Annotated in this window: 19 protein-coding genes and 1 tRNA gene; 6 read left to right on the top strand and 14 right to left on the bottom strand. The window is 44.6% G+C overall.

The window, feature by feature from the left end; genetic code table 11:
• Positions 1–122 precede the first annotated feature (122 nt).
• The 3 genes from rseP (at position 123) to L0P88_RS08260 (ending at position 1,812) form a co-directional block, all read left to right on the top strand.
• On the top strand, positions 123–1,478 hold the full coding sequence (rseP, locus tag L0P88_RS08270) for an RIP metalloprotease RseP (RefSeq protein WP_158778117.1): 1,356 nt from the start codon (positions 123–125) through the stop codon (positions 1,476–1,478).
• A 70-nt stretch (positions 1,479–1,548) separates the two neighbouring features.
• Positions 1,549–1,622 (top strand) — tRNA-Asn (locus tag L0P88_RS08265).
• A gap of 7 nt (positions 1,623–1,629) precedes the next feature.
• Positions 1,630–1,812, top strand: a complete 183-nt coding sequence (locus L0P88_RS08260; RefSeq protein ID WP_247134123.1) for a hypothetical protein — start codon at positions 1,630–1,632, stop codon at positions 1,810–1,812.
• Between the two features lie 3 nt (positions 1,813–1,815).
• Here L0P88_RS08260 and L0P88_RS08255 read toward each other — a convergent pair whose 3' ends face one another.
• The 3 genes from L0P88_RS08255 to L0P88_RS08245 form a co-directional block, all read right to left on the bottom strand.
• On the bottom strand, positions 1,816–2,688 hold the full coding sequence (locus L0P88_RS08255; protein ID WP_247134122.1) for an alpha/beta fold hydrolase: 873 nt from the start codon (positions 2,686–2,688) through the stop codon (positions 1,816–1,818).
• 253 nt (positions 2,689–2,941) lie between these two features.
• Positions 2,942–3,619 carry a hypothetical protein gene (locus L0P88_RS08250; protein ID WP_247134121.1) on the bottom strand — a complete coding sequence of 226 codons (678 nt, stop codon included), beginning with the start codon at positions 3,617–3,619 and terminating at the stop codon, positions 2,942–2,944.
• 384 nt (positions 3,620–4,003) lie between these two features.
• Positions 4,004–4,816: an alpha/beta hydrolase gene (locus tag L0P88_RS08245; RefSeq protein WP_247134120.1), complete on the bottom strand. Its 813-nt coding sequence runs from the start codon at positions 4,814–4,816 to the stop codon at positions 4,004–4,006.
• 256 nt (positions 4,817–5,072) lie between these two features.
• Between L0P88_RS08245 and L0P88_RS08240 the strand changes: the two genes are divergently transcribed.
• From L0P88_RS08240 to L0P88_RS08230, 3 genes are all read left to right on the top strand, one after another.
• Positions 5,073–5,774 carry a response regulator transcription factor gene (locus L0P88_RS08240; protein WP_247134119.1) on the top strand — a complete coding sequence of 234 codons (702 nt, stop codon included), beginning with the start codon at positions 5,073–5,075 and terminating at the stop codon, positions 5,772–5,774.
• Positions 5,764–7,149 carry a sensor histidine kinase gene (locus L0P88_RS08235; protein WP_247134118.1) on the top strand — a complete coding sequence of 462 codons (1,386 nt, stop codon included), beginning with the start codon at positions 5,764–5,766 and terminating at the stop codon, positions 7,147–7,149. The genes L0P88_RS08240 and L0P88_RS08235 overlap by 11 nt, the downstream gene beginning before the upstream one ends.
• A gap of 83 nt (positions 7,150–7,232) precedes the next feature.
• Positions 7,233–7,742, top strand: a complete 510-nt coding sequence (locus L0P88_RS08230) for a universal stress protein (RefSeq protein ID WP_247134117.1) — start codon at positions 7,233–7,235, stop codon at positions 7,740–7,742.
• Positions 7,743–8,390: 648 nt separating this feature from the next.
• Here L0P88_RS08230 and L0P88_RS08225 read toward each other — a convergent pair.
• The 11 genes from L0P88_RS08225 to L0P88_RS08175 form a co-directional block, all read right to left on the bottom strand.
• Positions 8,391–8,786, bottom strand: coding sequence for a hypothetical protein (locus L0P88_RS08225; RefSeq protein WP_247134116.1), 396 nt, complete (start codon positions 8,784–8,786; stop codon positions 8,391–8,393).
• Between the two features lie 9 nt (positions 8,787–8,795).
• Positions 8,796–9,149: a helix-turn-helix domain-containing protein gene (locus L0P88_RS08220; RefSeq protein WP_247134115.1), complete on the bottom strand. Its 354-nt coding sequence runs from the start codon at positions 9,147–9,149 to the stop codon at positions 8,796–8,798.
• Between the two features lie 477 nt (positions 9,150–9,626).
• Complete coding sequence (locus L0P88_RS08215) at positions 9,627–10,193, bottom strand: hypothetical protein (RefSeq protein WP_247134114.1); 567 nt, start codon at positions 10,191–10,193, stop codon at positions 9,627–9,629.
• 210 nt (positions 10,194–10,403) lie between these two features.
• Positions 10,404–10,940 (bottom strand): hypothetical protein, encoded by a 537-nt coding sequence (locus L0P88_RS08210; RefSeq protein WP_247134113.1) that lies wholly within the window; start codon positions 10,938–10,940, stop codon positions 10,404–10,406.
• A 141-nt stretch (positions 10,941–11,081) separates the two neighbouring features.
• Positions 11,082–11,609: a DUF4348 domain-containing protein gene (locus L0P88_RS08205; protein WP_247134112.1), complete on the bottom strand. Its 528-nt coding sequence runs from the start codon at positions 11,607–11,609 to the stop codon at positions 11,082–11,084.
• Positions 11,610–11,701: 92 nt separating this feature from the next.
• A complete protein-coding gene (locus tag L0P88_RS08200) occupies positions 11,702–14,371 on the bottom strand; it encodes a hypothetical protein (protein ID WP_247134111.1) in 2,670 nt (889 codons plus the stop codon).
• Positions 14,368–14,877, bottom strand: a complete 510-nt coding sequence (locus L0P88_RS08195; RefSeq protein WP_247134110.1) for a hypothetical protein — start codon at positions 14,875–14,877, stop codon at positions 14,368–14,370. The genes L0P88_RS08200 and L0P88_RS08195 overlap by 4 nt, the downstream gene beginning before the upstream one ends.
• Positions 14,878–15,244: 367 nt before the next feature.
• Positions 15,245–15,844: an MBL fold metallo-hydrolase gene (locus L0P88_RS08190; RefSeq protein ID WP_247134109.1), complete on the bottom strand. Its 600-nt coding sequence runs from the start codon at positions 15,842–15,844 to the stop codon at positions 15,245–15,247.
• An 80-nt stretch (positions 15,845–15,924) separates the two neighbouring features.
• Positions 15,925–16,140 carry a hypothetical protein gene (locus tag L0P88_RS08185; protein WP_247134108.1) on the bottom strand — a complete coding sequence of 72 codons (216 nt, stop codon included), beginning with the start codon at positions 16,138–16,140 and terminating at the stop codon, positions 15,925–15,927.
• A gap of 631 nt (positions 16,141–16,771) precedes the next feature.
• Positions 16,772–17,170, bottom strand: a complete 399-nt coding sequence (locus tag L0P88_RS08180; RefSeq protein WP_247134107.1) for a hypothetical protein — start codon at positions 17,168–17,170, stop codon at positions 16,772–16,774.
• A gap of 5 nt (positions 17,171–17,175) precedes the next feature.
• Complete coding sequence (locus L0P88_RS08175) at positions 17,176–22,530, bottom strand: DUF6443 domain-containing protein (RefSeq protein WP_247134106.1); 5,355 nt, start codon at positions 22,528–22,530, stop codon at positions 17,176–17,178.
• Between the last annotated feature and the right edge of the window lie 8 nt (positions 22,531–22,538).

Here is a 22,538-nt window from a genome sequence, read left to right as displayed (position 1 = left end):
TCAAATAGTTTTTGGACATCGGCTTGCCAAAACTTTCTTAAATGCCTTGGTCTTTAAAGTTTTTGTTTTTTGTATGCCCTGTTAAAAATGTACTTTTGTCCGTCCTAAGAGTAAAAGTACCCATGAATCCCATAGTCATACAAGTCATACAATTTTTTCTGAGTTTGTCCATCTTGATCGTTCTGCATGAGCTTGGCCATTTTATCCCTGCCAAACTCTTTAAGACCCGGGTGGAGAAATTTTACCTCTTCTTTGACGTCAAGTTTTCCCTGTTCAAAAAGAAAATTGGGGAAACGGTGTACGGGATTGGATGGCTGCCATTGGGGGGCTATGTAAAGATTTCCGGGATGATCGATGAAAGTATGGACACGGAGCAAATGAAGGAAGAGCCCAAACCCTGGGAGTTTCGGAGCAAACCGGCCTGGCAGCGATTGATCATCATGTTGGGCGGTGTCACCGTAAACTTTGTCCTTGCCGTAATCATCTACATTGGCATGGCCTACCAATACGGCGATCAATACGTTAGAATGGATAGTTTAAAGGATGGTGTTTGGGTAGTGGAAAAAAACATAGGGGATAAGGCAGGCATTCAAACAGGGGACAAGATTTTGGCCGTGGATGGCAATACCCTGGAATCCTTTAGAAGCGTATATCTTGAATTGATCAACGGTAATTCCATAACCATTGAGCGCGATGGACAGGTGTTGGAACAAGAGCTCCCTGTCGATTTTATAGCCACGCTTTTGGAAGATGAGGACAAAGTACGGTTTTTGTCCATGCGCCAGCCTTTTATCGTTCAGGAGGTATCCAAAGGTTCGCATAACGAAGGGGTCGATTTTAGGGAAGGGGATGCCGTTTTGGCCATCAATGGAAAACCTGCCAATTATCTGGATCAGGTGACCCCTATCCTGGAAGCCAACAAAAACCAGGAGGTCAATGTTTTGGTCCAAAGGGAAAATGGTGGCGAACAACTGGTGGTGGCCAAGGTCAATGAGGATGCCAAACTCGGAATTGGACTTAAGGGCCTTACCCCTGAAGAATATGAAGCGAAGGGATATCTTAAGATTGAAGAGATTGAATATAGCTTTTTGGAGGCCATACCTGCAGGCATCAACAAAGGGGTGGAAACCCTGACGGGTTATGCCAAGCAACTCAAAAAAATCTTTAACCCCTCTACCGGGGCCTATAAAGGAGTGGGTGGTTTTGCCGCCATTGGTAGCATGTTCCCGCCAACCTGGGACTGGGTGGCCTTTTGGTCCACTACAGCACTGATATCCATTATTTTGGCCTTTATGAACATTCTTCCGATTCCCGCTTTGGATGGTGGCCATGTGATGTTTCTATTGTATGAAATGGTATCGGGAAGAAAACCGAGTGATAAGTTTTTGGAGTATGCCCAAATGGTTGGCTTCTTTTTGTTGATTGCCTTACTTTTATTTGCCAACGGAAACGATCTGTACAAAGCGGTTTTTAAATAGAGAAATCAAACTTTTTGTTTGTAGTCTAGTTAAGAATCGGCTATATTTGCACCCGCTAAAAGCAAAACATTCCTCCTTAGCTCAGTTGGTTAGAGCATCTGACTGTTAATCAGAGGGTCCTTGGTTCGAGCCCAAGAGGGGGAGCGAAGAAATGGAAAAGCTACCAGAAATGGCGGCTTTTTTTGTGAAGGTATTTGGGCGAGAAGTTTACCCTGAGCGAAGCCGAAGGGAGCCCAAGAGGGGGAGCGAAGAAGTGGAAAAGCTGCCAGAAATGGCGGCTTTTTTTGTGGAGCCACCTGTTCTTGCTCCAAAGACCGGCGATTTTGTAAAGTAGGAACTATAGGTGCAGTCTTTCCTTCACCAGGGCCACATACCTATGGGTCGCTTCCAACTCAGGAAAATGTCCGCAATCATCAAACACTATGATTTCACAACTGGGTACGTGCTCCAGAATGGATGTACGGTCTGTTTTTCTGTGCGTATAGTCTCGCTCTCCCCAGAGCATGGTGGATGGTATATCCAACAATCTCAGGGAATGGTGCAGATCTCCCTTTAGGCCCTGGACCAGCCCCGATAGGCAGAAACATCCCCCACGGTCCAATGCGGCCAATGCCGTATCCTGATAACCAGAGATGTCCATATCCTTTGGCAGGGCATAGCGGTACCAGGTCCTGGCCAGCTTTTTTTCGAAAAGGGAATTGGCCACCTGACCGATCACTGGAAGTTTGAGGACATTGGGGATGGTGCCTTCCGTCCATTTTTCCATGGCCGGCAGTGAGGGAGTTTGGGATAGGAACAAGTGCTCTATCCGCTCGGGAAAAAGCCCAGCGGCCTTAATGGCATAAAATCCGTTGGAACAGGAAAAGGCCAGGGTGGCCCTATCCACTTTTAGGATATCCATAATATGGATGATCAATCGGGCAGCGGCGGCAATGGAATAATCGTATTTCCTGTTCGGATAGGAAAATCCGGTCCCAGGCAGTTCAAAACAAATGACCCTAAAATTCCGGGAGAGTTCCGTGATCAGTCCCAAATGGTGTTCGATAACGTTGGGGCCATCGGGCACATTAAGGATAACGGGTTTTGTCCCACCGGTGTCCAAGACCCTGATTGCCCCATGATCGGTATGGAGAAACCCAATGTTCGGGTCCAGGAAGGAAGGCCTGCGTTTCAGGCCAAACCTAAAAGTATCTATAAAGTTTCCGATCATTGTTCCAATAGGTCAAAACCAGGGTGCCAACAGCATATGCTGTTCAACGCTGTCCTTTCCATAGCTTAAAAATAGGGAATAAAAGGATGCTCGAACCCCTTGACCAAGGGGAAACAAATCGATGTTTTAAGTTGCCCCTTTTATGACGAACCACAACGGCGAACTCCCCCATTTCCACAATGGTTTCACTTTGATTAAATTATTTTTTGGAATGCGATACGCTAATCGCGCACCAGCGTGGGTGTATTATTATCTATTTTTCCAGATATAGCATTTCAAGAGTTTTTATTAATCTTGAGTACCTATTTCTTTTTCCCATAGCAATGGGCTTTACCACCCACATCTCTCCGTATATGAAAGCCATAACAACTACTAATATGATCGCTAATAGAATTCTAGATACCTCAAACAATTCATCAACATTTTTTGCTAATCCGAAAGTTGCACCAAGAAATGCCCCTATGAAACTACCTATAATAGCTATTGAAACATTTATTGATAAATAAGAATATCGCTCTCTTTCTAACTCGGAGTTCAAGGAGTCAATGATAAATGAAATTTTTTCTGCATTCAGTTTTATCTTTTTTCCTTCAATGTACGTTTTTAACATTTCATAACGTAATTTGAGAATAGTAAGATAATCCCACTTATCAAGGATATTTAAGGAATATTTTTCATTATACTCTTCACATAAAACTCGTAATGTTTCTTTTTCCGTTCTTCGAATAGCAAGCCAACCAATTACTACTCCTATCGGAAATGTAATGCAGTACCTAATATCAAATTTTATGACAGGCAGAACTATAAGTAAGGCACCGATAATAATTAAAGTTATATTAATAACGAACTTTGGTTTTTTATGATGCTTATATATTAGCTGCCAGTCAGTTAAGTTCTTTTTATCATATTCGATTAATTTGTATTTTATCATATTGAATATAAATTTTTAAACCAATTAACCCTTGCCTTGCCTTGTTCTGCACAACTCGATTGCTACCATCAGTTGGCAACTAGGCGTTACTCAGTACCCAGAAATCCCATTTCATTACTACCTTCTTGTTGGAAGCTTTTGTCTTTAAGCGCTATTAATTTAATAAAGTAAAGTGATACTCTTCTGAATTTCAAGAGTCTGAATATAACAGGGATTAGTAAGGCAATTTATTCAAAAGCCTAGCGGTAAAGAAAAGTAAATGTACAAGTGTAGGAATAGGATTATAAACGACTAAATCAAGCCGTCCACGAAAACAGGTGACTTTTTTTGTGGAGTTGTATAGGCGGGAACAGCGCTTTTACGTATAGCCAATACGGTGTACAATTATTGGTTTGTTTTAAGGATTCCTTCGTAAAAGCTGGCTAAAAACAACGAATTATGCGTGTCATTTTCATAGAATTCCTTGGATAGGACAATCGATTCAGTATCCTCAAGTTCTTGGATAAACTCTTCTATCTTTCCCCTGTGAAATTCCGGTTTTGGTTGATAGGTGATATGAATTCTGGTATTCTTGTTATAGTTGGATTTTTTAAATCGTTGTATTACCTCCCCATCACTATACCATAGGGAAGGGTCATACATATGTATGATTTCAAAAGGATGTTCCAATGATAAGAGGTAACCCCCAAAGTAGCCTCCGTAGGAATGGCCTATGAGCGTTTCGTGATTATTGGCGGCATAGTTTTTATTGACATCCGGAATCAGTTCTTTGGTCAGGTAATGATAAAAGGGCATTGCTTTGCCCGAATTGGAGTCAGTGTACCATGTGGAATCCACTTTCTCCCCATCATACTCAATTCTCGACTGACTAAAGGTGAGGTCTTGCCCTCTTTTGTTTTCCCAATCCACATGTGGAATCCCGATAATAATGGAATTCCGAATTTTTTTGTTTGCTCCCAGATCAAACGCTATGTTTTTAATTAAATCGAACCGCCACTCCGCATCAAAAACATAAATGACCGGGTACGTTAGGGAATCGGAATAGTTGAGGGGCAAACTCACCCAATACTCCCTATTTTCATCCAGATATTCGGACCTAATGGTATGCGTGATAGTTTCATTTAAGCAAATCGTGTCTTGGGCTACGGCCTTAAAAGCCATTACGGCCAGTATTGGAAATAGTAGGCTATTCTTCATTAAGGGTTTATTGTGCACTACCTACGAATGTAGATTATGGTCTATTTCATGTAGGGAACTAAGATAAGCGATTTTTGACCCGATTAAAGGAGGTTTTACCTGCCCTCGCCAATCCGTAAGTGGGGATTGATTTTTGAACGGCCCAACAATTCTAATGGCATTCTAATCTCTTTAAGGAGGGGGTTGTACCTCATTTTTTATCTTTAAGGACGATAGAAAAGCAGGACAATTCCAACTTTATTTGACACCTCCGTAAATGTCCAAAAGAATACTGGTCATAGAAGACGAACGGAACGTGGCCACCTTTATAGGAAAGGGACTCCGTGAAGCGGGTCATGAGGTCTTTTTGGCCTACGATGGGCCACAGGGCTTGGAACTGTTGGCACAGGAGGAAATCGATTTGGTGATTCTTGACATTGTACTGCCCGTCATGGACGGACGTTTGGTGGCCAAAAAAATCAGGGAAGTCGGTTACAAAAACCTGCCCATTATCATGCTTACCGCCCTGGGCACCACGGAGAATGTGGTGGAAGGATTGGATTCCGGAGCGGACGACTACCTGGTGAAACCCTTTAAGTTCAAAGAGCTTTTAGCCAGGATCCGTGCATTATCAAGAAGGCATGTTCCCCTGGAGGCCGTGAACCGAAAACTGACCGTGTCCGATTTGGAACTTGACCGGGATGCCAAAACGGTAAAAAGGGCGGGGAACAATATCAAACTGACTTCCACGGAGTTTCGGTTGCTGGAGTTCTTTCTAAGGAACAAGAACAGGGTATTGAGCCGTATCGATATTCTCGAAAGTGTATGGGACATCAATTTCAATCTGGGGACCAACGTGGTGGATGTCTATGTCAATTATCTGAGAAACAAGATCGACCGGCCTTATGGCCCCAAACTTATCCATACCGTGATCGGTATGGGCTATGCCTTGCGGGAATCCGAAGAACATGAAGATTAGGAACAAAATAGCACTGATCTTTGTACTGCTTACCGCCCTGCTGCTGTTATCGGTCTTTTTGTTCATTTACTTTTCCGTGGAGAACCACACGCATAACGAATTCTATCTCCGCCTGCGGCAAAGGGCATCGATCGCGGCCCAGGCCTATCTGGAAAAAGATGAACTGAGTTCCAGTATATACGAGGAAATCCGCAAAAAGCACGTACGGACCCTGCCCAATGAAAAGGAAGAGATCTTCAAGGTCAATGTGGACAAAAGAACCTTGGTTCCACCCCATACGCTTCCCCTGGAAAAGGAGTTCTTTAGTGAAGTCCTTGCCGCCGGCCACGCCCGGGCCAAGATCGGGAAGGCCTATTTCACGGCCATCCTTTATCGCGACAACCAGGGGGATTTCATTGTGGTGCTGTCCGCGGAGGACCTTTATGGATCGGCCAAAATGCGGAACCTTTTAAGAACCTTGCTCATAGCCTATGTCCTGAGCTTGATCATCCTTTTTGTATTGGGCCGGGATTATGCCAAAAGGGTGCTGAAACCCATTTCGGACATTACCCGACAGGTCAATGGGATACGGGCGAAAAAACTCCATTTGCGATTGCCCAATGGACACAGAAACGATGAACTGGGGGAGCTGTCCCGTACGTTCAACAATATGCTGGACAGGCTCGAGGCCTCTTTTGAGATGAAGAACAATTTTGTGCGCAACGCCTCCCATGAACTTAAGAACCCTTTAACGGCCATTATCGGGCAGACGGAGGTCGCCCTTGGCAGCGCAAGGAGCGAACAGGAGTATATCACCACCCTGCGGACCATTGAAAGAGAGGCCTCGCGACTCAACGGACTCATCAATGCCCTGCTGGAACTGGCCCAGGCCGAAAACAATTCCAAGGGGCTGTTGGGAGAGCATATACGGGCCGATGAGCTGTTGATGGAGCTTCAAACGGAATTTGATGTCCCCACTTCTGGAACGGTAAACTGTGACCTTCGGTTTTTACCAAAAGATCCGGACAAACTGATCTTCATGGGAAATGAAGGCCTTATACGCGCGGCCCTGTTCAACGTCCTGGACAACGCCTTGAAGTATTCCAAAAAAGGGAATGTCGATTTGGGGATCCGGGTGAAGGAGCAGACCATCCTGATTTCCGTAAGGGATGAGGGTATTGGCATTCCCAAGGAGGACCTTAAAAATGTGTTGGAACCATTTTCCAGGGGATCCAACGCCAGGGGTTTTAAAGGTTTTGGCCTTGGCCTCCCGCTGTCCCGGAAAATTGTACGTCTGCATGGGGGCGAATTGCGAATCGATTCAGAAATAGGGAAGGGGACCCGGGTCATAGTGCAGTTGCCCAATATCCATGCCACGGCCAAGACGGGCCACTAAAAATCTAATGCCTTTCCAATCCCTTTCTTATCCCATTTTAATGTTGCAGGTTTAGTATTGTACCCACATAAAATCGCAACGTCATGAAAAAAATATTGGTACCCACGGATTTCAGTGTCAGATCCTTAAAATTGGCAGCCTATGCCCTTAAACTGTATCACCAGGAGATTATCGATATTATCCTGGTCTATCCTTATAGGATACCGTTATCGGATTCGGAACTCTATGGTTTTTCGCCGCGAAGGATTGTATCGGAACTCAAGAGCGAGGAATTTTTAAGGGCCAGGAACGAACTCGTCCATAGGTTCTACGTGAACATCGGTACGATCCAGGTGGAACTTTTCACCGGCCTGAATTCGCTCGCCTTTCAAAACTTCACGGACCGCCTTAAGGTCCGAACGGCAGTGGTGCCACAAAAAGGCTTTTTGGACTTTTCGCAGAGTACTACGTTCGATCCCTTGCCCCTTATCCAAAAGAACATTCCCGAGATACATAGGATTTGCTTTAAACAAGAGGAAGTCGGGGAACCGTTTACCGAGCAGCGGACCAAAGGTATTTTTTCCTCCCTAAAAAACGTCTTTCAAGGTTTTTAAAGCAAAGTATGCCCCATATTGGAAGGGAAACGGCCAGACCATTTCCGAGCAGCGTTGCGCCAATCCTACGTTGCCAAGGGCAGTGTCCCGCCCTATTTTGTAGCCTTTGTACCTGAGCCCAAAAGGGGAGTGTTGTTCCCCGCTGCGAAGTAGCTTGACTGCTTCGCCCTACCGTTATCAAAACTTTGAAACGGTTAGGCCGCAATGTATAACCCAATCCGCCTTTGGTGGATACAACGGAGCGGGGATTTCCCAATCGCTTTGCGCTTTCAAAATAACGCTCTTAATGCAAAGGTCATTTCGAACGTATGTGGGAAATCCCGATAACAAAAAAGCCACAACTTACGTCGTGGCTTCTTTTGTTTTTTTATGTTTATTCTTGCTCCAAACCACCAGTCTTTGACTGGTGGTAGTGGGGGACTCTGTTTTTCTAAATCTTTTCGATCCTAATACAAATAAACAATCCGGTTTAACGCATCAGCTTGAACCAAAAGCTGTCATTCAAATTCAAACATTCCTTTTAGCCCTTCAGATTTTATTCTACGTTCGATTACCTTGCTGGATACTTGGAAGTTTCCACAAATCATTCTTGAAATTGCCTCAATTGCCAGGTCTCTAGGGTTATCGTCAAATTCTTTGGCAAACCTGTCATAAAATACTTTGATTTTTTTCTGTAGTTTGTTTAAATATTTCTCTAATTCTGTTTTGGGCACCAACAATCTTCCAGCGAATTCCTTGGCCTGTCTCTCTATCCAGATGACCTATTTCTTCAGCAAGTGTAAATTGCAGTCTGTTTCTGGAAAACTTGGTATTATACTCCCCATAGTCGACCCAAATGTCACTTAAACTATGCGATAGAAAAGCCTCCACATCCGTTCTCATTTTCAGCTCAGGAACAGGGATAATGTTCAGTCCCAAATCAAACTCAATAATCTCTTCAACATCTATCGGAATTTTTTGAGCCCTTGGAGTCTGAGCCCTGAACTCCTCTACTATTTCACGTATTTCATTATAAGTGATTCTTTGAGGTGTGAACTTTATCATGTCTTGGTGCTAATGCTTTCTAATAAGGTTTATCAATTCCTTTAACTGTTCATCTGATGGGTTCTCTACTCTCGAAGTCCTGAAGAAAACCGGTAGCGCTTTCAACACATCTTCCTCGGGTTTCAAACCGTCAGGGATGGCTTCGACAAGGGCTACGTCTTTTACTTCCCTTATTTCTTCATCGCTCATTTTTAAGGTTTCGGCTATAGCTGATAATATCAACCCCGACTTGGGAAATTCGAGTAACCCCCTTTCTATTTTGCTCCAGTTACTGGAGTCAAAATCGATTTGATTACAAAATGTCCGCAGCGTAAGGCCAACATCGATTCTTTTCTGTTTTACTATTTCTCCTGCACGTTTCATTGTTTTGTAGTGTAATAAGTTTTGTGGTACAAAAATACCACATTTGTGGTAAATAATTACTACATTTTTGTTAAATAACTAAAAATCAATTAGCTAAATAAATATTAAAAGATGATTCCAGAACTATAATTTTAAATGAGAGGTTTTGATTCATTATACTTATCTACGATATCGCTGTTGACTGGTGCATGAAACTTTTGCATTTTATCAAATGGGAATTCCATATGTTTCGTTTCGTCTTGGTTTTCTAAATCGGAAGGGCACATCCCCGGTTTTCTTTACGCCATTCCCGAGCAAGGGCTACTGCTGCCCCGCTACCGCCAGTCTGTGACTGGTGGTATTACCCACCAAGAAAACCAATCCCGCTGCGAAGTAGGTTGGCTGCTTCGCCTTATTATTATCAAAACTTTAAACGATCATGCCGCAGCAGTACAACCCTGTCCGCCTTTGGTGGATACTGTGGAGCAGGAAAAAGTTTTATTCCTCATAATCAAAATCAATATTTATGCATCTTACTTTTTTAGGGTCAATTAAATTAAATCTATCTTTTTTTAGATCTAGTTTCCAAGCTTTTAAAGTTTTATTTAGATATTCTTTGTCTTCATACTCTGAAAAAGCAAAAATCTGTTTAGCGTCTGCATCATCTATTTTTTCACATTCGATTAGATCTGTCAAAGCCTCATTGCTATTACTTATATAGTGAACGGTATCTAATAGTTTATACTTTGCCTCTTTCGATATAGAGTTTACTATTTCTTCTAAAGCTAAAACATGTATATTAGAGTTCTTTAAATAAGTCAAACCCTTATTGCTTTGCTCAGAGTTTATAGCAGAACTACTTATAATTTCGAAATCTTTAAACATCTTTAAATCAGTCAACTTTCGGTATTCGGTTTTACTTGACTTGTTTTGATTTTCTCTATTTAAATTAGATTTCGCAGTGTCCTGATAGATTTTTTTATCTATGTCTTTATTAGGTTGTAAACTCTTCTGACTAATTTCTGTACTGTCTTTTACTGTAAAATCTTTACCAGTACTTTCCACAGGCTCTTGAAAGACTTTATTTTCTTTGCAGTTTACAAAAAGAACTAATAAATAGGAGTACAGCTAAGATTATTCTTATCATACCATCTAAATTATTTTAAAATCCACAGTCCACACAGTTGGGCCTTGGTATCACAGGTTTTGGCTTTGGTGCTTTTTTGCCTACTCGATACGGCACTCGTCAGAGACGAGCGCTAGTGGGGTGAATGGTTAAAAATTCTTATAAGAATAGCTAATCAAATACCATTTATTAGCATTTAACCCGAATTGATAGTTAACATCATAACCAGAATCTGCTATATATAATCTCCAGGTAGCTACAGATTTTTGGACCGATACCTCGCTTATAATATTTTCGTTCTTTTTATAATTTTTATCCTCCTCAAAATAAAATTCCCAGTCCTCCTTTGTCCAAACATAGTTATCTCTGTTGGCTTCGGAATCAGAATTAAATCCTTCAATTGGAAATTTGATTCTGCTATATCTAAAAGTAGAGTCCTCGACGAATTGTGATAAAAAAACATCAAAATCTTCTACTTTTTGAAGTTTTTTGTCTGCTCTTATATTCTTTGAAACAAAATTCGAGTCACTATTGTTGCTTACAATCCCACTCTCTTTCTGACTAGGCACCATATAACCCATAGAATCAAGGGTTGTTTCCTCTGTTGAAATTTCTTCCTTCTTTTCACTTTTACAGCTTGCAAAAAGAACTAATAAAACAAATACAATTAAATCTACTTTTATCATTTAATTTACAATCCACAACTCGCTACAAAGTAACTTGGCTGCTTCGCCCTATCATTATTAGAGCTTTTAAAACGGTTATAACGCAGCAGTATAACCCTGTCCACCTTTGGCGGATACTGCGGAGCGGAGATTCTTCTTTAATCATGTGGATTCGTCCAATATCTCTACCAGATACCAACAGCCATCTATCAAACTGAACTTATAGGTTACATGAATACCATTATCTATCCCAAGTAATTTATACAAATTGTTATTTTCCTCTTTCTCAATTTCAATTTCGTATTTATCATACTCATTATTAAAAGCCTCTTTGTCCTTAGTAAAATCTACATAATCAAAAGAACCATTTTCAACAAGTTCTAATGTGGGTTTTTCATCGGTGACATCTTCATAATAAAACCATTTCATCGGGTATTTGACCCTGTTCTTTTGAAAAATACTGTCCTTGGCAAACCTTTCAAAAAAAGCATCAAAGGTCTGGTCACAGTCTTTGGCCATTTCTGTAGGAACTTCAATATTTTCTTTTTTGTCTCCATTTGCCCCTGCCTTTTGGTCCGAGGTGGCCGGTTCAACGGCATTTGGAGAAGCCTCTTTGTTGCGAGGTTCCTGTTTACAGGAAAATGCTGCCAACAGTATCAAAACGACTACGGTCAATTTTATTCGTATCATATCTTTTGGTTTCTCATTTTAAAATCCACAGTCCACACAGTTAGGCCTTGGTATCACAGGTTGTGGCTTCGGTGCTGGTGCCGGGTTTTTGCCTACTCGATACGGCACTCGTCTGAGACGAGCGCTAGCGGGAGATAGGTCGATTTTGTTATCCTTTTTTTCCCCTTACTGTCGACCGTTTTTGTTTTTTGTACTTGATAATGTTTACTATAATCATATAAATATTCCGTATGGTTGGTAACATTGCCGTTTTCGAGATAATCTACGGTTTCAGAACTACTTAGTTTGTATACCCCCGCACTCAAATAAAAAACCTTGTAGTTGCTATGGCTGATGGGGGATTGAGTGTTGGGGTTAAAACCAAATACCACCAGATCGGTTTCCTTATAGGTGCGCGGGTCAAGGTCAAAAACGTATTCGTAGACATTGTTCGTTTCCCTTACCCGTTCATAAACACCATTATTGTTTTTATAGTTGGTGATTTTTAGGGGCTTGCCCCTTAAGCGTTCGTTACTGTTGGGCAAATGGTAAGGAGGTATATAATACTGACCTCCATCATACATCGTAGTGAAGGTGTATTCGTTCTTCCCTATATTGTTGGTCTTATCCCCAATATATTCCGTCACAAAGGCATATCCGCCGTGATTGCCCTGTTCCAGGGTCAAGGTGTTTGCCGGTTTAAACATCACATGATGGAAGATCTTAACCTGCACACCTCCTTGAATGGTGGTGGTCCCATATCCGTAGTAAGAAGGAAGGGCAAATACCTTTCCCGAAGTGTTTCCATCGGCATAGGTATATTCATATTTTTTTTCTAGGGTATTGCCGCTGCCATCCTTGAGCAGAATCCGTTTTATGCGATTACCCCCCGTGTAAATCAGGGTTTCCTCTTCGGGGGTGACATATTCCTGCCAACTTAGCTGTATCCCAAAATCATCCCCCCAATCATACGGATCTTCAAGGGCCTTATCCGTAGGGATGACCCTGAGGATGTAATTTCCAGGGGTTATTGAAATGAAATTCGAGGTTTTATGGAGGGTAGCATAGATATTGGTGCCGTTCTCATGAAAAATCTTGACAAAGTATGGGCAATCATAACTTTCAACACCTGTGCAATCGGGGTCGTCCAGAAAAACCTCTGTTTTGATGGCACCGGCGTCAATCAAATGGGGCGGGACCGTGAATGCTTGGGATGGGACGATGTTGTCGATGGTAAATGGGATGGAATACTCCTTTGTCTGGAAATCATAAAATTTGGGGTCCTTGTCCAGGACAACATATCTGGTGACCGCAGGATTGTTCTGCGCAAATGCCACATGATCCCTTAAATGATCGGGAAATTCTGCCCTGTTGGCCTCATATACGTATTCAGCAGAGCCGCCTGTAGGGTACTTGATCTTGGTCAGCAGGCCGGCCTGGACTTTATCGGTGTCTATGGTCGTTCCTCCTATTTGGTACAGATTGTCCGCGAAAACGGAAAAAAGACCATTGTTTTTGCCGTTGTAGTACCCCCACTTATCATGGGAAGTTGAAAACCTGCTTGGCAGTACCTGTGGATTGTAGGTGAATTCATATGGCGGAAGGTAACTATCGTCATTGCCCTGTTCCTTTACGGAATTCAAGAACAACCGCTGTTTTGATTCCGGTGCATTTGTGTTCAAATGATGGAGAATATTGGTGCTTTTGTTCGACACCGTATGGACATAGTCAAAAACATATTTCTTTATCCGTTTGCCATTGTTGTTGTGCACCTCCATACTGGTCAAGGCCTTGGGCGGTTTTGTGCTATCGTAGGCCTTTAGATCATCCCTTGTGGTATTGTAATTGAAGGTGATCTTCCCATGCCCAAAATCTATTTGGCCTATTTTCTGTTGGGAGTTTTTGATTTCGGAAAAGTAGGAGGTGTTCACAAAGCCATTGCCATCTTTTTCTGCCACCTCCCCATTTCTTTGGTACATTGTTGATTCCTCATTTTCATAGGTAAAGGTTATGGTCTGCCCGGACAGGGGAATTATTTCCAGCAGGTACCATGAATTTATTTTAATGGGTGCCTGGGAAATATCTTCGGTCAGTCCATTTTGATGGGAAAAGGAGTAATCCGTGATGGTATGGTTACTTTCGGTAGCGGTAATGGCCCCCGAACTCGACTTTCCAAAATAATACTTTGTACCCTTGGTGTCGGTTACTATGAATCCCTCAATTTCCTGGGTAAGGACACCGACCGTTTCTATTTTTAGATCATCGAAGGTCTCTAGAATGGGTTTGTTTGTGTCCCTGTCGTATATGAACTTTCCACTATAGCCCAAAAAATTAAAGAAGAACTGATCCGGCATTCGGTCAAAAGTCCCGTTGATTTCTGCCGCATAGGCATTCTGCCTTGTAGTGGGTGAGGTAAAGAAGGTGTCATAATAGCTCTGGTACAGATAGCCTTGGCCAGAATCGTCGGCATTTCCCCTGATCTGTCTGGTGATAACACCACCCGCATTCAGGGACCAGCCCATTCCATAGCTTGAGGCCAATTCCGCTACTTTTACGCCCCTTGCATGATAGGCCAGATTTATGGGAACCTGTACGTTCCCCTGGGAGATATGGTACAGGGGAATACGGATGTCCGGGAGCCCCGTATAATGGGATACGGGGATTTCCACAAACTGTGCCAAAGAGGCGGCGTTGGGAGATGGGGGTACAATTTTTGGCAAACCCTGTGCATAGGGTCTTATACTTACACAGACCAAGGCTATTATTAGGAGTGTTTTTTTCATTTTCTTATGTTATATACCATTTCAGTCTTATAGCTCAAAGAGCTTATTGGATTGCTCCATGGAGAATACCACCCAATATGGATTTCGCTACATCCACAACTCAGAAGATTGCCTTTGGCAAATCTTTTTTTTACCATCATATTATGACCCAAAAAAGTGTTGAAATCAGTTGAATTGGGGACAAAAAGGGGGATTGGAGGGATATCCCAAGGGCCGGTATCGAAAAGGTGGAACGGATCCTGGTCGGGGATTCCATAATTTCCAGAAGGAAGCGTATTGTTTATTTTAAAGGGAATGTAGCCAACAGGAAAATCCCCATCAAACTTTTTGATGGCATTTTTAAAACCAGTGCTAAAGGATTTTGGCCCATGCCCGGCTTTGGAAATACCATCGGGTTTGGGAACTGAAAAACTGGCCCTGATTTCTTCGGCAGGGATATTTTCTTTTATGCTACGCTTTACATCCAGGGTGGAGGAGCCGATACGCACAATATCTTTACCTTTCATGGGTGTCCATTGAAAAGGTGGTGGATGCTATAGGGAGATATCCCATAGCGCTGAAAAACGGGGGTAGAATGGTATACGCTGGAAAAAGTGCCCGGGTTGAAGTGTGCATGTACGGCAAAAGAGTTAGTGGCCGCGAATTTCAAGCACTGGAGGTAGAATCAAAAACCTGATGTAACAAGCGAAAGTTCAGGGGGATGGTTGGGCGATTATTAGAGGTATACAGCCCATTCGCATTACAGGCAACTGGAATGGTGTCACAGTGAATCAGGGCAGGGAAAATCCTGGAAAGGAAAATGGCCAACGGACCAACCCTGTACGGTAACAAAGTGGAGCTAAAGCACGGCCGGATTCGAAGAACTTCCTTAGTTTAAGGGCAGAAATTGTCCCCTACTTTAAACATCTTTCCATGACCGGGAATGATGTAATCGGCATTTTTTAAAAGTGTTTTTCTACTTTCCACCAAGGCCTTCATATCCATATCCGTTGACTGAAGATGGTCTTTTTGGTGTAAATCGAACCGTTGTTCTTCAGTATCAAGCCACCAAATGACATCCCCGGCCACCGCAACTTTTCCCTGGGGCGTACGGACAATAAGGGAAAGATGTTCAGCTACATGACCCGGTGTATGGACAATTTCAATATCGTCACCAAGGATATTGGCATCAAATTCGAGCATCACATCTTTTTCATACATTAAATCGGCATCAAAGGTGATGTATGTGGCCTTTTCAAAAAGGCCTGCCAATAGCATATGATCGGGATGGCGATGGGATAGGAAAACATAATCGATATCAGCTGTTTCCAGGTTCTCCTCACCTAAGGCGCTAAGTAATGCTTCCCGGTTACATCCGGGATCGGTGATGATCTTTTTATCTTCCGTGGTAATCAAACACACGGTTGAACTCGCTTTCCAACCTTTGTCGAGTGGTCTGGCATAACCTTCGACTAAAACCTTGATTTTGGCCATAGTGCAATTAAAAAATTTTGGGGCAAGCCTGCTCCCTTGACGAAAAGTGAAACGAATTTGATTTCAACGGAACCAGGCTTTCAGTAGGCAAACCTTTTAAAGAAGTCATCAAAGGTATGGTCACAATCTTTGGCCATTTCTGCAAAGATTTCAACATCTCCATTTGCTTCTGCCTTTTTGTCCGAGGTAGGCGGTTCAATGGCATTTGAAGATGCCTCCTTGTTATGGGGTTCCTGTTTACAGGAAAACGCTGCTAACAGTATCAAAACGGCTACGGTCAATTTTATTCGTATCATATTTTTTGGTTTCTCTTTTTAAAATCCACAGTCCACACAGTTGGGCCTTGGTATCACAGGTTGTGGCCTCGGTGCTGGTGCCGGGTTTTTTGCCTACTCGATACGGCACTCGTCAGCGACGAGCGCTAGCGGGGGGGATTAAGATTATCGATACCCTCGATACCGATGAGAAGGAAGCTCTTCTAAAGCTTATCGATATGGCCGTCTCCAAGAAAAAACTTAAAGATAACCTTACTGATCTAATCAGTTCCTAAAATCCCACAGATATGGACACCTACTTGCTTTGTGAATTTTTCCTGCGCTTTTGCGCGCTAATTATGCTACTCTGCCGGTTATATGGACCTAAAAAGGTACGGCGTACGTCAAAATATATCCTGTTCCGACTGGCAAGGAACAAAAGGTTCAAACAGGCCTACATGACTGTCATTGCAGTGTGCTTTGTCATAGGCATGCTTTGGGGCTATGTCCTTGCGTTACAGTTCTATGTTGACACCCAGAGCATCCTTAAAAGTTTCATGCTGCTCGCACTGGTGTTCTTGTATTTCACCTTCTTCTGCTATACCAGCTATAGGTTAGCACAATAAAAAACCGCCCGAAGGCGGCTTTTTTATACCTAAAAATCGAAACAAAACTATCTCCTTTTCAACCTTACAGTTTCACCATCCTCAGATTTTAAAACCAAACTATCCTTATCAATCTTCAACACTTCATTTTTGGAGATATAATCTTCATCTAATAGGATATTGAGATATTTATCCTCTAACCTTAACAAATATGGAGTATCGTAAAATTCAACATATCTAATAGTATCGCCCTCGATTTCAAAAAGGGCGTTGTCATCTTCATTTTCAGCCCAGATACCATTCAACAAATCTTTATCAATACTATCAATAACAAAGTTTGGTTTGGCCTGTTTATCATTATTGGTTTGTACGATTTTATCTTCTTCAATATTGATATTGCTTTTAGCCTGTTTATTGTTACACGATAAAAATGATATTATAATGGCTAGAAAAAAGAATTTATTCATCTCTCTTAATTTTGAGGTATTTCTATGTGGAAAGCTGGATCTTTTGGAGGTGTAATCACTTTGTTAATCCTGTTATCAGCTTTCAGGCTTTTACCAAATTGCTTGCCGTTCGCGACACTTCCAGGACTAATATCAATAACATTCAATGTATTTGGATCAGAAGAATGTTTTGATACTTTCCCAGGACCAACCTCATTGATTTTGTCCGTCATGGCTGATTTTATATCATCCGACGAAAGTTGGAGTGCCGTGGAGTTTTCGCCACCAAACATATCATTTAGTTCCTGAAGTGCGTTGTTCAAGTCTTGTCCATCAGAATACACATCAATGACTTGGTCACCAGCTGCCCCATAAAGACTTTTCTGATTTTCCACACCTTTGTTTTTTATATTATTGAACATTACCCTAGCTTGATTCTTCGGATCTCTAAACCCGCTCGTTATTGTGGCACTATTATTTCCACTTGATTCAAGGTTATCACTTATCACAACCGCACTATGGTCTGTAACGTGCTCCTGTTTAACATTACTTCCCAATGTCAATGTTGTAATATTTTGATTATCCGCAGCTGTTGAGACTTCTCCATTTGATGTCAACGTAGTCTTGGAAACATGAATCGTATTGCCTGTTCTGGCTGATTGTTTAAATTTAATTGGTTCTATATTAATAAAATCAAGTCCGAACAACTCTTGTCCTTCCAATCCTTCCAATTCAATTTTCCATATAGGATTGTTATGTGCAAATTGATAGGTCGATATTGAGAAAAACTCTTCACTGATGGGATCCACCCCGAAAAACCTTCCGATTTCTGGCATGTAGTTCCTGTAACGAAAGGTCAGCCAGTTAAGCCCAAGCTCCTTGTTGATCTCTTGTCCGAGATAGGTCATGTAGTTGTTCTCCACTCCGTTTATCTGGTTATTGTACCCTTTATGTTCAAGCCCGAAGGGATAATAATTGTTCTCCTCAATAATTGTAGGTATACCGGGGTTACTGGGGTCTTCGGTATAGGCCAACCTAACGTTCCCCAAATGGTCCTTATGTTGGTAGACATGGTCATACCCACTACTGGTATTGGGCATCACATAGCCCTCTGGGTGGCCAAAGAACTGTAGGGCATTATTCTCATAGATGTAGTTGCCAGCATATTCCGTAGTAGTACTTCCCACAGTCTTTTTTAGTTTAACCCCAGTGGCATCATAAATATAGGAAATTGTACCGTTATGTTGTGCATTATTGATCACAACACTGGTGGGAAGGTTTAAGTGATTATAGTTTATCCCGTCCACACTGGCGGTCCCTATGCCCTTGTTGAGGTCACGCACCATATTGCCGTTGGCATCGTACCAATAGTCATGGCCATCGGTGTTGCCATCCTTAAAGCCATAGGTTTTGTTCCCAATGTCCAAAACCTTGGTCAGCTTGTTACCGGCATCATAACTATAACCCAACCTGTCCATTGCACCGAAGGTGGTCGCTTCGGGATTGGTAGGTCCATTTCTGTTCAGTTCGGTAATGTTACCGTTCTTATCATACAGAGCGGTCATATTATAACGGATCGTATTGTCCCTGGCACTGGTAAGCCGGTTCAGCGCATCATAACCGAACGAGTATCGTTCACTGACAAGGTTGCCCGTATTGTTGGGGCTCGCCGTCTTCCATTGAACCTGCGAGATGTTGCCGTTAAAGAGTGCCTTTGGGTTCTCGTTGCCCCCAAAATTGGTAGGGTCGTTGTAGGCAATCTCCATCCCCCAAAGGTCACCGCCCGCGGCGGTTCCGTTGTTTATGGACTTGAGCCATCCCCTTACATTGTACCTATAGTCCACCTCCTGTAGCGCGGTTGGTGAGCCTGTCGAACCACCGCCCACCTTTTTTTGTGCCAACCGGCCCAGGTCATCGTAGTAGTTCTCCACGATGGTCTCGGTATGCGAGCCTATGGTCTGCTCCTGCTTTACCAACCGGCCCCTATGGTCATAGCTAAAATTATCCGTGGTGACCAGGGCCGCATTGGTCCCCCTGGTATGGGAGGTCCTGGTCCGTACCACCTTGCCCCCAAAGTCCAGTTGAGTCTCCACAATATCGGTCGTGTTCAGGTACCCGTTCTTGCTGGCGGTATAGATGGGCCTGCCCTTGACATCGTAACCGGTGATGGTCGTGATCCAGTCGGCCTGCCCTGCGGTTGCCGAGGGGTCCAGCACCCGTACCTTGCTTACCGTGGCAAGGCCCTTTACGTTGCTGGCCTTGGTTTGCCCCAGAACCGTTGTGGGTACGCTAAGGCCATCGGTATCCGCATAGCTATCGTAATAGTTTACCGTATGGATCTCCATAGCAAGTGTATTGGGGTAGGCGCTATTGGAATACAGTACCTTTTCGTCTGCCAGGGTAGGGGAGCTTGTCTGGCGGGATTCGTACTGGGCAGTAGCATTGTTTGCCGCTGTTTGCAGGCTGGCCCGATTACTGGTGCTACTTACCATTCCGGTATAGGCCACCCGGCCATGGACATCGTATTTGGTAAACAGCCATTTTTGCTGTACCCTTAAGTTGGGATCGCGGGTCATGATCGGTTGGTCCAGTTTGTTGTACACAATCTCCTCCCAGGTACTTGCCGTACCCTTGCCGGGCAGTTTCTTTTCCACCAAACGGTTGCGGTAATCGTACCTGTACTGGTAACAGAGTTCGTTGAGCTCCGTGGGATCTACCCCATCGGAAGCGTCCACCTTGGGGGGGATCACATAGGTCAGGTTCCCGTAGTCATCATACACATAATAGGTGTCATGCGGGCCGTTGTTGTAGGTCCGTTTTAGGATCACCCTTCCGTTCTTGTCCACAAATTCCTCGGTACTGTGGTCCGTACCGGAGGTATGGTTCTCATCATAGGTCACATTTTTGTAAAGTTCCCCGGTGGCATATGCTCCGGATAATTTATGTAAGGTAGGGGCCTCTGGGTTTCCTCCGGCAAAAACGACCTCAAACTTGGGTACGCCATCATTGGATTGGGAGTTCACGTGGTATCCAAATCCAATTTCGTGGCCATTGCCCAGCTTCCAATCCTGTCCCGGGGCGGCCTGTTTCAGCACCCGGTTTAAGGGGGAGTTTTCAAACTCCTTTTGGGCATAAGCATTGATATTGGGTATGCTCAGGGTCGGAAAGTCCTCCCCATAGTTGGTCTTGTAATAGCTATGGGTGTCGCTTTTTGCCGTGGAATGCAGTTGGCCCACCGTACCCGTCGCCGGACAGGGGAGGTATTCCCTTTCCACACGGCCGTAATCGTCATATTCCATATGCGTTACCACGTCCTTGCCTTTGGGGGTGGCCTTGAGCCCCATGTCCTGCATGGGCCTTCCCAAACCATCATAATAGGTCAACCGTTCGATCACATCGTTGTTGTTCACCGGATCGGTGCCAACCGCAGTGGCCCTGTGATAGGTGCGGACATGTATATAGTTGGCATTGGCCATGGTTGGGGCCATATACCCACATCCATTGGCCGTCCCCGGAAAGTCGGGGCATTGGTCGGAACTGTTCGCCACATGGTCCGGGGGCGTGCAATCGATGGTACTCACCAACGGATCACCAAACCCGTCCCCATCGGTATCGGCATACCAGACCGTGGCCTGGTTCACCGTATACCCAACGGTACGTGCCGTGCCCCAACAGCCGGTACTGTTGTTCCTTGCCTTTAGGTAGTATACCGTTCCGCTGCTGCGTGTTACCGAAACGTTGGAATTTGATGTACTGGTCCCGGAGGCACTGTCCTGCCAGTACCAGGTGGTCCCGCTGGAGGGGGTGCCCCGGGTGAGCACAGTGCTTCCACAGTTGTTGACCACACTGGGCGCCGAGGGTTGCGCGGGCACCGCATTGATGCTATAGCTTACCGTTCGTGCCGTGCCCCAACAGCCCGAACCGTTGTTCCTGGCCCTTAGGTAGTATACCGTTCCGCTGCTGCGGGTTACCGAAACGTTGGAGTTTGATGTACTGGTCCCGGAGGCGCTGCCCTGCCAGTACCAGGTAATCCCACTTGGGGGGGTGCCACGGGTGAGGACAGTGTTGCCACAGTTGTTGGCCACACTGGGCGCGGATGGTTGCGCGGGCACCGTATTGATGCTATAGCTTACCGTGCGTGCCGTGCCCCAGCAGCCCGTGCTGTTGTTCCTTGCCCTTAGATAGTATACCGTTCCACTGCTGCGCGTTACCGAAACGTTGGAATTCGATGTGCTCGTACCAAGGGAATTGCTTTGCCAGTACCAGGTGGTCCCACCGGGAGGGGCGCCCCGGGTAAGCACCGTATTCCCACAGTTGTTGGCCACACTGGGTGCCGAGGGTTGCGGGGGTAGCGCCTTTATGCTATAACTTACCGGTCTTGCCGTGCTCCAACAGCCCGTACCGTTGTCCCTTGCCCTTAGATAGTATATCGTTCCACTGCTGCGCGTTACCGAAACGTTGGAATTCGATGTGCTCGTACCAAGGGAACTGCTTTGCCAGTACCAGGTGGAGCCACTTGGGGGGGTGCCCCGGGTGAGCACACTGCTGCCACAGTTGTTGGCCACACTGGGCATAGAAGGTCGTGGAGGTACCGATTTTATGCTATAGCTTACTGTTCGGGCAGGGCCCCAACAGCCCGAACTGTTGTTCCTTGCCCTAAGGTAATAGGTGGTGCCACTGCTGCGCAGGACCGAGCTACTCGAATTCGATGTGCTCGTCCCCAGCGAACCGATCTGCCAGTACCAGGTAATCCCACTGGGTGGGTTTCCCCGGGTGAGCACACTGCCGCCACAGTTGTTGGCCACACTGGGCGCCGAGGGTTGTCCGGGCACCGTATTGATGCTATAGCCTACCGTTCGTGACGTGCCCCATTCCCCTGCTGAATTTCTGGGCCTTAAATAGTACACGCTACCACTGGTCCGGGTGATGCTGGAAGAGGAATTCGAAATGCTTGTCCCCCCCGAGGAGGCCTGCCAGTACCAGGTGACCCCACTGGTTGGGTTGCCACGGGTCAGCACCGTATTCCCACAGTTCTGCGTTATGCTGGGCATGGGCGGTGTGGCCGGGTATGCATTTTGGTTCACCCAGAGGAACTGCATCCCGGAGCTGGACTGGTACGTAATCGAGGCATTCCTTTCCCCGCCGGTATTTGCCTGACAGGTAATCTGAATGTTACCGCTCTGTCGGATTACGGTAAGCCATCCGGGCACATTGCTAAAGGCGGATAATGCCTTGCAGGAGGGATCGGAAATGAAGACCGTCCTGTTTCCCCCGGCATGCCCGAAGTTTTGTGGAACGCTCAAACACGTTGGCTGTCCAAAGCCGGAAAGGCACAATATATGGAAGACTAGGATAATGGTGTGATGTCGGTATTTTTTCATGGCGATTT

It is taken from the genome of Muricauda sp. SCSIO 64092 (assembly GCF_023016285.1).
GTDB lineage: Bacteria > Bacteroidota > Bacteroidia > Flavobacteriales > Flavobacteriaceae > Croceivirga.
This window is presented reverse-complemented; position numbering and strand designations above follow the sequence as displayed.

Coding starts and splice junctions, on each gene's coding strand:
- L0P88_RS08225 (WP_247134116.1), bottom strand. CDS start 8,786: ATGATAAAGTTCACACCTCAAAGAATCACTTATAATGAAATACGTGAA.
- L0P88_RS08260 (WP_247134123.1), top strand. CDS start 1,630: ATGGAAAAGCTACCAGAAATGGCGGCTTTTTTTGTGAAGGTATTTGGG.
- L0P88_RS08220 (WP_247134115.1), bottom strand. CDS start 9,149: ATGAAACGTGCAGGAGAAATAGTAAAACAGAAAAGAATCGATGTTGGC.
- L0P88_RS08245 (WP_247134120.1), bottom strand. CDS start 4,816: ATGAAGAATAGCCTACTATTTCCAATACTGGCCGTAATGGCTTTTAAG.
- L0P88_RS08200 (WP_247134111.1), bottom strand. CDS start 14,371: ATGAAAAAAACACTCCTAATAATAGCCTTGGTCTGTGTAAGTATAAGA.
- rseP (WP_158778117.1), top strand. CDS start 123: ATGAATCCCATAGTCATACAAGTCATACAATTTTTTCTGAGTTTGTCC.
- L0P88_RS08185 (WP_247134108.1), bottom strand. CDS start 16,140: ATGATACGAATAAAATTGACCGTAGCCGTTTTGATACTGTTAGCAGCG.
- L0P88_RS08240 (WP_247134119.1), top strand. CDS start 5,073: ATGTCCAAAAGAATACTGGTCATAGAAGACGAACGGAACGTGGCCACC.
- L0P88_RS08180 (WP_247134107.1), bottom strand. CDS start 17,170: ATGAATAAATTCTTTTTTCTAGCCATTATAATATCATTTTTATCGTGT.
- L0P88_RS08190 (WP_247134109.1), bottom strand. CDS start 15,844: ATGGCCAAAATCAAGGTTTTAGTCGAAGGTTATGCCAGACCACTCGAC.
- L0P88_RS08195 (WP_247134110.1), bottom strand. CDS start 14,877: ATGAAAGGTAAAGATATTGTGCGTATCGGCTCCTCCACCCTGGATGTA.
- L0P88_RS08250 (WP_247134121.1), bottom strand. CDS start 3,619: ATGATAAAATACAAATTAATCGAATATGATAAAAAGAACTTAACTGAC.
- L0P88_RS08230 (WP_247134117.1), top strand. CDS start 7,233: ATGAAAAAAATATTGGTACCCACGGATTTCAGTGTCAGATCCTTAAAA.
- L0P88_RS08255 (WP_247134122.1), bottom strand. CDS start 2,688: ATGATCGGAAACTTTATAGATACTTTTAGGTTTGGCCTGAAACGCAGG.
- L0P88_RS08210 (WP_247134113.1), bottom strand. CDS start 10,940: ATGATAAAAGTAGATTTAATTGTATTTGTTTTATTAGTTCTTTTTGCA.
- L0P88_RS08205 (WP_247134112.1), bottom strand. CDS start 11,609: ATGATACGAATAAAATTGACCGTAGTCGTTTTGATACTGTTGGCAGCA.
- L0P88_RS08175 (WP_247134106.1), bottom strand. CDS start 22,530: ATGAAAAAATACCGACATCACACCATTATCCTAGTCTTCCATATATTG.
- L0P88_RS08235 (WP_247134118.1), top strand. CDS start 5,764: ATGAAGATTAGGAACAAAATAGCACTGATCTTTGTACTGCTTACCGCC.